General features: G+C 35.0%; 10 protein-coding genes. 7 read left to right on the top strand and 3 right to left on the bottom strand.

Annotated features, from left to right (window positions below; all coding sequences use genetic code 11):
- Nucleotides 1-89 precede the first annotated feature (89 nt).
- Complete coding sequence (locus D8M03_RS16390) at nt 90-566, bottom strand: GNAT family N-acetyltransferase (RefSeq protein WP_121215873.1); 477 nt, start codon at nt 564-566, stop codon at nt 90-92.
- A gap of 417 nt (nt 567-983) precedes the next feature.
- Here D8M03_RS16390 and D8M03_RS16385 point away from each other — a divergent pair, with 417 nt between their 5' ends.
- The 7 genes from D8M03_RS16385 to D8M03_RS16355 all read left to right on the top strand — a co-directional run bounded on the left by D8M03_RS16385 (nt 984) and on the right by D8M03_RS16355 (nt 7,914).
- Nucleotides 984-2,282 (top strand): ammonium transporter, encoded by a 1,299-nt coding sequence (locus tag D8M03_RS16385; RefSeq protein WP_121215872.1) that lies wholly within the window; start codon nt 984-986, stop codon nt 2,280-2,282.
- 158 nt (nt 2,283-2,440) lie between these two features.
- Nucleotides 2,441-3,406 (top strand): DUF294 nucleotidyltransferase-like domain-containing protein, encoded by a 966-nt coding sequence (locus tag D8M03_RS16380; protein WP_121215871.1) that lies wholly within the window; start codon nt 2,441-2,443, stop codon nt 3,404-3,406.
- A 3-nt stretch (nt 3,407-3,409) separates the two neighbouring features.
- Complete coding sequence (locus D8M03_RS16375; protein WP_121215870.1) at nt 3,410-4,132, top strand: exonuclease domain-containing protein; 723 nt, start codon at nt 3,410-3,412, stop codon at nt 4,130-4,132.
- A gap of 274 nt (nt 4,133-4,406) precedes the next feature.
- A complete protein-coding gene (locus D8M03_RS16370) occupies nt 4,407-5,150 on the top strand; it encodes a GTP cyclohydrolase II (RefSeq protein ID WP_121215869.1) in 744 nt (247 codons plus the stop codon).
- Between the two features lie 14 nt (nt 5,151-5,164).
- Nucleotides 5,165-6,265: a bifunctional diaminohydroxyphosphoribosylaminopyrimidine deaminase/5-amino-6-(5-phosphoribosylamino)uracil reductase RibD gene (ribD, locus tag D8M03_RS16365; RefSeq protein WP_121215868.1), complete on the top strand. Its 1,101-nt coding sequence runs from the start codon at nt 5,165-5,167 to the stop codon at nt 6,263-6,265.
- Nucleotide 6,266: 1 nt separating this feature from the next.
- Nucleotides 6,267-7,349, top strand: coding sequence for an FAD-dependent monooxygenase (locus D8M03_RS16360; RefSeq protein ID WP_121215867.1), 1,083 nt, complete (start codon nt 6,267-6,269; stop codon nt 7,347-7,349).
- A 13-nt stretch (nt 7,350-7,362) separates the two neighbouring features.
- On the top strand, nt 7,363-7,914 hold the full coding sequence (locus D8M03_RS16355; RefSeq protein ID WP_121215866.1) for a 5' nucleotidase, NT5C type: 552 nt from the start codon (nt 7,363-7,365) through the stop codon (nt 7,912-7,914).
- Nucleotides 7,915-8,193: 279 nt separating this feature from the next.
- On the opposite strand, the gene D8M03_RS16350 is transcribed toward D8M03_RS16355, so the two are convergent.
- Both D8M03_RS16350 and D8M03_RS16345 read right to left on the bottom strand, forming a co-directional pair.
- Complete coding sequence (locus D8M03_RS16350; RefSeq protein ID WP_170148481.1) at nt 8,194-9,534, bottom strand: arsenic transporter; 1,341 nt, start codon at nt 9,532-9,534, stop codon at nt 8,194-8,196.
- Between the two features lie 219 nt (nt 9,535-9,753).
- Nucleotides 9,754-10,128, bottom strand: a complete 375-nt coding sequence (locus D8M03_RS16345; RefSeq protein ID WP_121215865.1) for a hypothetical protein — start codon at nt 10,126-10,128, stop codon at nt 9,754-9,756.
- Nucleotides 10,129-10,254: the final 126 nt, after the last annotated feature.

The raw sequence follows: 10,254 nt of genomic DNA, 5'->3' as shown, positions 1-10,254 counted from the left end.
CGCGTTCTGCCATCCATTCCTTCTTCGCTACGCTTCAGAAGAAATGGATGGCAGAATAGTATATCAAATATCCAAGTTTTCTTGTCCTCTCATTTCTTACCCCAACAATTGACAAAGGACCGTTTTTTCATTAAATGAATTGAGCGCTCATTTTTAGGATCCACAGTCGCATCTATTATATCTAACCCCATACTGGAAAAACCAAATGAGATTACTTCCTTCATTGCTTCTGTCATAAATCCTTTTCCCCAATACGCTTTATGTAAATCAAACCCAACCTCTGCTATAAATTCATCAGCTTTACGTAAATAGTGAAAACCAATTGTTCCTATAAATTGGCTACTCTCTTTTTCAAATAAGCCCCATCTACAGCCAGAATCATCAATATGAAATTGAATGATTTCTTCTGCTTCCTCTAAAGTTTTACATGGTTCGATATCCATAAACTTAGTGATTTCACTATCTGAGAAAAGGGAAAATACTTCTTCTACATGATCAAGGGTTAATAATTGAAGTTGGATTCTAGGGGTTTCTAATTGAGGATACATAATATTTTTATTGTACATATTTTTATTCACCTTTCCACTATGCTGAAAACCATAAAATTCCTTACCTTTTATTTTAATGGTAGAAGGTGGTGATGTGAACATGAAATGTAATTTCTTAATGTAATGAAACGTTACATGGTGTATCTATTCATAGAGTCATTCCTTAATAATCTAATTAAACTATTAGTTCAATCGAATAATTATATAAGGTGATAAAAGTTCGTCAAAAAGCTGTCAAAATAGTTAAAATGCCTGATATTACAGGGTTTCAGACGTCTTTTTGTTCGTAATATTGGAAAAATAATGTATTTCTCGTATATTGACATGTAATTAATTTAAGGTACAATAAATGTAAATAAAAACATGTTACATTTTCTAACATCCAATAATAATATAAAGTGACATGTACTTAAAGAGTGAAGGGAGAAGGATTTTATGGAAGCAGTGCAAGTCTTAATGGATAACCTGTGGGTGGCAATTGGTGCCATATTAGTGTTCTTCATGATTGGTGGATTCATTTTACTTGAAGCAGGTTCAACAAGAATGAAAAATGCTGGTCACATCGCTGGTAAAACAATCTTTACAGCGGGTATCGGTACTTTAGTTTTCTGGGCAGTAGGATATGGATTCATATATGGTGAAGGTAACGCATTTATCGGTTTATCAAATTTCTTCTATGGTGACGCATCAGCTGCAGATGGAGGACTTACTCCAGCAGTAGACTTTTCATTCCAAGTAATGTTTGCAATTGTATCGTTAACAATCGCATTTGGTGGTTTTGCGGAACGTGCAAAATTATCTAGTTATGTAATATTCGCAGTAATCTTCTCGGCAGTTATTTATCCAGTAGTTGCACACTGGATTTGGGGTGGTGGCTGGTTAGCTGAACACGGAAAACAAGACTTCGCTGGTTCAACAGTAGTTCACTTAACAGGTGCCATGGCAGCTCTAGCAGCAACAATGATTCTTAAACCTCGTATCGGAAAATATAACAGAGATGGTTCTTCAAATGTTTTAGCAGGGCACAACCAAGTATATACAACTTTAGGTGTATTAATTCTTTGGGTAGGTTGGTTTGGATTTAACGGAGCAAGTACTTTCGGTGTTGCAGATGGATTCTTAGGATATGTTATCTTAAATACACAGTTAGCAGCAGCAGCTGGTGCAGTTGCAGCAATGTTCACTGCATGGGCAGTTACTGGTAAAGCAGACGTACCTACAACATTAAATGGTGCATTAGCAGGTTTAGTTGCAATTACAGCTTCATGTGGTTTCGTAGCTCCTTGGGCAGCAGTTATTATCGGTCTAATCGGCGGTATCATGGTAGTATTCAGTATGAAATTATTCGATAAAATGAAAATTGATGATCCAATCGCTGCATTATCTGTACATGGTACTGTAGGGGTTTGGGGTACACTTTCAAATGGATTATTTGCTTTACCTGAATTATCATCAGGTGCGGATTGGGGTCTACCAGGTTTATTATACGGCGGAGGCTTAGAGCAATTAGGTGTTCAAACGTTAGGTGTAGTTGCAAGTGGTGTCTATGCATTTGTTGTATCCTTCGTTGTATTAAAAATTATGGATAAACTGATGGGTGGCCTTCGTGTTACTGAAGAAGAGGAAATCATGGGCTTAGATATTAGTGAACATGGTAGCTACGGTTATCCAGAACAAATGGCATTAGAAGAAGCAAAATTATCAACAGCAGCAACGAAAGAAAAGTTTTCATAATTAAACATTGAAATATAAAAGCCTCTTACAAGGATAAGAGGCTTTTATTTTAATAGAAAATATTTCATAATAGTTTCTAATCTTTTCTGTTATCGTGTGGGAATGTATCGTTCTCAATTCGATTTGCCAGCTCCCTAATTTAAAAAGGAAGTGTTCGTATGCGAGATTATGAATCTATAAAAGTATGGAAGGATAGAAACATTGTTCATGTTTTAAAAGATACTACCGCTCTTAATCAATTTCATGATGAGGTTATGTTAAAAGTTTTGGAAGTGGCGAAGCAAAATTTAATGGAGTCGCCACCTTGTGATTTTGCTTGGTTTATTACAGGGAGCGGGGGACGCTTTGAACAAGGCGCTATCAGTGATCAAGATCATGGGCTTGTCTATGAGTATTCAACTAGTGAAAACGACGAATATTTTAAAGCGCTTGGTGAGGAAGTTTCATTTGGTTTAGATGCTGTAGGTTACCCGTTCTGTACGGGGAAAATTATGAGCTCCAATTCAATTTGGCGAAAAAGTTTAGAAAATTGGGAGCAACAACTAATAAATTGGATGGAAATTGGTTCTTGGGAAGTAATCCGCTATCTTCAAATTTTTTATGATGCCAGGGTATTAGCGGGAAATGTAGAGTTAATACACAAATTAAAGAGCACTATTTACAATTATCAACTTCAACATCCAGAGCTTTTACGTAGATTAGTGGAAAATATTAAACATGTAAAAAATGTGATAACTCCAATGGGACGGCTTATTGTCGAGCAACATGGTATATATCAAGGGTGTATAAATATTAAATATGCTGCATTTTTACCTTATGTAAACTCAATACGACTTCTGTCAATTGAAGAAGGAATTTACGAAACTTCTACTATAGAAAGAATTCGAAAATTACAAGCAAAACCAGAATACCAAGAGCTACTTCATAATAGTGAAATTCATTTTGAAAAATTATTAAACTATCGATTATCTATCGAAAACATTCAAGATTATGACAACACGCATTACTTAAATATAAAGCAGTTATCAAAAGACGAACGAAAAGAGCTAAAAAGTATTATTAAGAGTGGAAAACGTTTACACGATCATGTTATAGAAATGACACTAGAAAAAAAGGGTGTTTAGCATATGGCTTTTGAACCTTTTATGCAGTTGTTAAGAAGTGTACAGAAAAGACGAATTGGTGTAGGTGGGAGCGTCCAAAATTCTCAACAAATGGCCTACTTACGTCATTTACAAAAAGAAATAAATAAAGAGAATGCTATGTTAGTTCCCTTGCAAGAATTAAATGTTGTAGTGTTTGATATTGAAACAACGGGTTTTATTCCAGAAAAAGATTCGATTCTTTCTATTGGTGCAATCAAAATGAAAGGGTCAAGGATTATTGAGGAGGAACAGTTTTATTCTCTTATTTATTTTGATCAAACCATTCCAAAAGATATAGTAGAATTAACTGGGATTACAGATGACTTAGTACGTTCTGCTCCTAATATTGGTGATGTAATGATTAAGTTTTTTGAATTTACACAAGATGCAACACTTGTTGCACATCACGCATCCCATGAACGAAATTTCATGCAGTATTTTTCTAATAAAGTTTTTAAGACACCTTTAAAACATAGAATTGTTGATACATCATTTCTTTATAGAATTATCGAATCCAATTTTCAAAATATCTCATTAGAGAGCCTTTGTGAACATAATAAAATACCTATCATTGACCGTCATAATGCGTTAGCAGATGCAAAAATGACCGCGAAAATATGGAGCATTTATATCAATAAAGCAATTGAAATTGGTTGTGAAACGTTGGAAGATGTATACACACATTTCGCAAAACTCAAATACTGAAACTTAAAGGCTATGCAACTCAAGATTGCAGAGCCTTTTTGCATAATTATAAATTGTATTGAATAGTCAGAATTGTTTATGTACCCGGTACACCATTTTTGATTTCATCATCTACTTAAGCTATTATTATGTTACGAAGAATTAAAGTTTAGTAAAAAAGTAGGAATATAAGTGAATTGACATCAATCACTTATCAAATTATACTTGGTTACAAAAAGTAACTAATTTCGTAAAATATTATAGTCATAATTAAAACTAGATGGGTGATGATGGTATGGGGAATCTTTCGAAAACAAAAGAGATTTTAAAAAACAAAATGGACATTGTTCCATTTAATGATAAAGAAAATATTTGTATAGTTGGCCCAGTGAATTTACCAATTAAACAAGGTGAGTTCCAAACAACTTTTCAATGGTATACATGGTTAAATATTGATAAACAATATGCTACAAAAGAATTAATTTTAGATGCGATTGTAAATTTAGATTTAGCTTCTAAACAACAGTCTTCTGTTTTGATATATGGAGATTTTGAAAATCGTGATGATGCCATCATTCGCATGCATAGCATTTGCCATACTGGTGATATTTTTGGTAGTCAGCGTTGTGATTGTGGCTATCAGCTTCATGAATCAATGAAAATGATTGCAGACCATGGTTGTGGGGCAATCTTTTATTTAGCTAATCACGAAGGCCGTGGAATCGGGTTATTTTCAAAATCATTAGCGTACTTACTACAAGAGGAAGGTTTCGACACGGTTGAGGCAAATCACGCGTTAGGCTTTGAAGATGATACACGTAATTATGAGGAAGCCATTACTGTATTAGAAGCTTTACGTTCAAAACCGGTAACGTTAATTACTAATAATCCGAAAAAACTTAAAGCATTAAAAGAACATGGATTACTTGCTCACGATCATATTCCTTTATGGGGTGGAGTGACGGATACAAACCGCCATTACCTTGAAACAAAGGTGAAGAAATCTGGACATATTCCAGAACAGCAATTAATCGTCTAAGGAGTCGTAATGGTATGAAGACAGATACAGACTATATGCAGTTAGCACTAGATTTAGCTGCTTCAGCAAAGGGAAATACAAACCCGAATCCTGTTGTTGGGGCAGTTCTTGTAAAAAATGGGGTAATCGTTGGGACAGGCCTACATAGAAAAGCGGGTGAACCCCATGCAGAAGTACACGCATTCAATATGGCGGGACATCATGCAGAAGGCGCAACTTTATATGTCACATTAGAACCATGCTCTCACTATGGTAAAACACCACCATGTGCCAATTTAGTGAAGGAATCTAAAGTTAGTCGAGTGGTAGTTGCAACGATGGACCCAAATCCTTCTGTTGCTGGACGAGGAATCCAAATTATAAGAGATGCTGGGATAGAAGTAGAGGTTGGCTTGCTCGAAAAAGAAGCTAGAAAATTAAATGAACGTTTCATCCATAATATGTTGACGAATCGTCCCTTTGTTACATCGAAGTTTGCCATGACATTAGATGGAAAAATCGCAACGCATACTGGACACTCAAAATGGATTACAAGCGATGAGGCTAGACTTAAGGTACATGAATTACGTAATGAAGTGGATGGAATTTTAGTTGGTATTGGTACAGTTCTTGCAGACAATCCAGCACTTACGACACGACTCCCAAATCAACAGGGGAAAAACCCTACACGTATCATTTTAGATAGCGAACTAAAAATTCCTTTAACTGCTCAAGTAACTGACACATCGGTAGCACCGACGATCGTTGTATGTGGAAAAAATGCTGACCCTGCAAAAATTACGCAACTAAAAGAAAAAGGAATTCAGATTGTACAAGTTTCAAATCAAGATGGCCTAAACTTAGAGGAAATGCTTGATGAATTATATAAACTAGGAATTACAGATCTATTAGTAGAAGGTGGAGCAGAAATCAATGCTTCATTTTTAAAGGCAAAATTAATAAATAAATTCCTTGTTTATATTGCTCCAAAATTAATCGGTGGTCGAAATTCTAAATCCCCAATTACGGGACTAGATGTGGATACAATGGATGAAGCGCTCGATCTTGAATTTGAGAAAATTGAACAAATCGGAGTGGACTTACTCGTTACCGCTTATCCAAAGTCAGGTGAATAAAATGGAAATGAACTCAGATATTTGTATAGTCGGGGCCGGACCAGGCGGAGCATTGCTTGCTTATTTATTAGCGAAACAAGGTATGGAAGTCGTTTTACTTGAACGACATAAAGAAGTATTTAAAGAATTCCGAGGAGAACATTTAAATGAAGAAGGGGAAGCAATTTTAAAAAAGCATAACCTTTTTACGAAAATTGAAGAACTCGGGATGCTAAAAATGGAAACGTTAGAGTACTGGGAAAATGGAAAACTGTTTAAAACGATTTATCCTGATCTAGCGGTAGGGCACTTTGGCATCCATGTTCCACAAGCACACCTGTTAACAGTACTCATAAATGAAGCAAAAAAATATCCGAACTTCACGTTAATGACTGGAACAACTGTTAAGGATTTATTAAAAAATGAGTTAGGCAGTTATACAGGTGTTAAAGCTGTTCAAGATGGGAAAGAAATTATCATTCATTCTTTATTAACAATTGGTGCGGATGGCCGCTACTCTACAGTTCGTAAAAAAGCGGGAATAGATGTAGAAGTTCGTAAGCATGGGTATGACTTGCTATGGGCTAAAATTCCTGCACCACCAAATTGGGAACCATCTATTAAGATGGCTTTAATTGATGAAATGCAGCTTTCTCTATTTACCCAAGCAAAAGGGTTTATTCAAATCGGTTGGAATATTCGAGAAGGTTCTTACCCTGAATTGCGAAAACAACCTTTCACACCTTTTATTGAAAAATTAATTAAAGCATTCCCACAACTTAAACAAACTGTAAACGAACATATCAAATCTTGGAACGATTTTGTGTTGTTAGATGTGCATAGTAATTTTTCAGAGGAGTGGGGAAAAGAGGGACTAGCATTAATTGGTGATGCAGTCCATACAATGACGCCAACAGGAGCTTTTGGATTAAATAGTGCCCTTAAAGATGCAGACACATTAGCAACTTTATTAGCACACCATCGTATAACAGATTTAGATATATTAAATTGCGCAACACAACGTAAAAAAGAAGTAGAAAAATTACAAAAGATTCAAATTGAAAAAGAGCAAACTTTTGCTACTCAATTTGTTCTTTATTCATAAAGGGAGTAGAAAAGTGAGATTTGGTTTTGATATAGATGATACATTAATTAATTTACGTGAACATGCCTTTCATATATACAATAAAAAATTAAATCAAAATGTCAGCTTAGAAATTTTCCGAGAGCTTAAAACGCTTGAAATTCATGAAGCCTTTGGGTTAGATAAAGAACAAGGGAGTCAAATGTGGAATAGCTTACTTGAAGAGGTATACTTTACTGATTGTCCTGCCTTTGAAGGAGCAATTGAATTTGTAAATAAACTTGTTCAAGATGGTCATGAAGTCTTTTATATTACTTCTCGACCAGCAAAATATTGTCCGAACACAAGAGACTGGGTTGTTCAAAAAGGGTTCCCAGTGATTAATTCACATTTTTACTGTGGAATGCAGGACCATGAAAAAATAAAAATTATTAAAGAGCTTCAATTAGATTATTATTTTGACGATAAGCCTGCTGTTCTTGAAACTTTAAGTGATGTACCGACAAAAGTGTTTGTAAAGGATCAATCCTACAATCAACACGTAAATATCCCAAGAGTAAAGAGTTGGGTAGATTTTAAGTTTTAAGATAGATGTGGACATCTGAAAAAACATTTTTGAGTTGCCCACTTGCGAAGAAGATGTTGACAACTTATTGTGATTTCCACAGGAGTATTAATATTTTAGAAAGGGCTGTGCAGAAAGTCTTTCTACACAGCCCTACTACTAAACTCTCTTTTTTTGAGGGACAAAATAAAGAGTGTCGTACTAGTTTTCTATTTTATATCTGTTCATGAATACCTTGGAGGCAGCTTACTATTTCCCCGTAATAACCCCATAGAGTGTCTATCAGTAGTCATTTCAACATTAAAATAACCAAGTAACCCAGTAATATAGGAGTATTAATGTGAATATCACTGTTGGAGGAATGACAACAATTGTGACTTTAATATATTGCCACCAACTAAATTTTATTTTGCCTTCCCTTAAAATATGCATCCACATTAAAGTTGCAAGGGTTCCTATTGGGAGTAGTAGGGAACCGATGTCACTTCCGATTACGTTGGCTAAGTAGGCTACTTTTAATGAAAGTGGGTCTAGACCTAAATTGGTTAGTGTAATGGTTCCGACCATCAATGCTGGGTGATTATTAAATAGATTGGATAAAACAGAAAGGACAATGCCCATTAATACACTTGTATTTAATAGACTTCCTTGAACAATAGGACTCATTGTTGCAATGAGCCAGTCTGTTAATCCAATATTTGTTAACCCATAGATTATGACATACATACTAAAAGCAAATACGATAATATACCATGGGATTTTTTTTAGCATATCTACAGGGGGAATTTTTAAACTTACCCATCTCCAGCCAAGTAAGACTAGAGAGCCTAAAACTGCCATTACAGAGATTGGGATGGAGAAGAATGACGCAATGAAAAGACTTCCGCGAACGACAACAACAAATAGAAGGACATTTCGCATAAATTTATCGCGGTCCTTCTTTGTTTTTTGGAATGAACCTTGTTTAATTGGATGGTAGGAAGGGAGCGTCATTCCTGTTACTTGTGAAGGTACGTGTTTTGGTAAAGCTTTTTTAAAATATAGGTAGAGGAGTCCAACAAGTAGTAAAAGTCCTATCGTAGCTGGTACAAACATCATAGCTGTTTGTGAATATAAACTCATATCTACAATTTTTAGTGAAATTAAATTGACAATATTACTTACCCCAATAGGAGCGCTCGATGCTGTTGCTATTAACCCCCCTGATAGTAAGTATGGTATTTTTTGTTGGTTTTTTAGCCCCATATTATTTAATAGCATAATTAGTATCGGTGTTGTAATTAATATACTTCCGTCGTTGTTAAAGAAAAGCGTCATCAGGAAGCACAAGAAATTGACATACCAAAATAATCGAATGCCTGATCCTTTTGCTTTCTCTGCCAGCTTCTCTGCAACCCAATTAAAGAATCCAAAGCTTTCTAACACAATTGCCATTACAATCGTTGCGATAATGGTAATTGCAGCATCACTAATTGTTTTTGTAATATAGAGTAAATCTGGGAAAGTCACAGTTCCACAAATAATGATAATAAAAGCACCAATTGTTGCAGGAATTGCTTCATTAATATTTCGAGGTCTCCAAAGGATAAATCCTAAGGTCACAAGAAATGTAATGATAGTAATAATCGCTAATGGTTGCATAAAATCTCCCATTTCTGTTATAACATATAAAGTTGTTTGTTGGATTTCTTGGCAGTGTCCCTCCAAAAAGATTTTAGTGATGCTGTAACCATATAAATATGTAAAAAGTTCTAAAACCTTTAGTTTTTAACCTAAAGAGATACAAGTTTTACAGCGTTCAGTGCAATAAAAAAGATCCCGCTACATGCGAGATCATAAATGGAGAAGGGGATATTTCATTTAAGCAACTTTCTTAAACACATTAATAATAAACAGTATGATAGAAAGTGCAAATGCTAGACCGCCACCAGTAACACAAAGCTCAAATAGCCACATCGGAATACTATTTAATATAGGGACAAATAACATCCCAACCAAAAGAATGGGTAGCCCAATATTGTGTAAATAATACTGCCACATTGCTAGTTTTGTTCTTGCAGCATCTTTATAAATAGAATAAATAACTCCTATAAGACCTGTGGATTGCCAACCGACTACAAGAATATGTGCGTGCAATGTTTTCCATTGAAGTTGAATGGTATAATGCATGAATAAGCCATATGCAATGCCAATAATTAAATAAATGACAGCAAACTTAATCCATTTTGCACCCATTTAATACAACTCCTTTCTTACGATTAGTCAAGTATATTTAAGTTATTTCTTTTATTTTAATGAATTAGTTTTAGAAGGGAGGGGTACCCCTCCCTTCTAAAACTAATTTTTTCATGCCGAAAAAAC

The sequence above is a fragment of the Ureibacillus endophyticus genome (assembly GCF_003628435.1).
In the GTDB taxonomy this organism is placed as follows: domain Bacteria; phylum Bacillota; class Bacilli; order Bacillales_A; family Planococcaceae; genus Ureibacillus; species Ureibacillus endophyticus.
The sequence above is the reverse complement of the archived record's forward strand: the minus strand, read 5'-3'. Positions and strand labels throughout refer to the sequence as shown.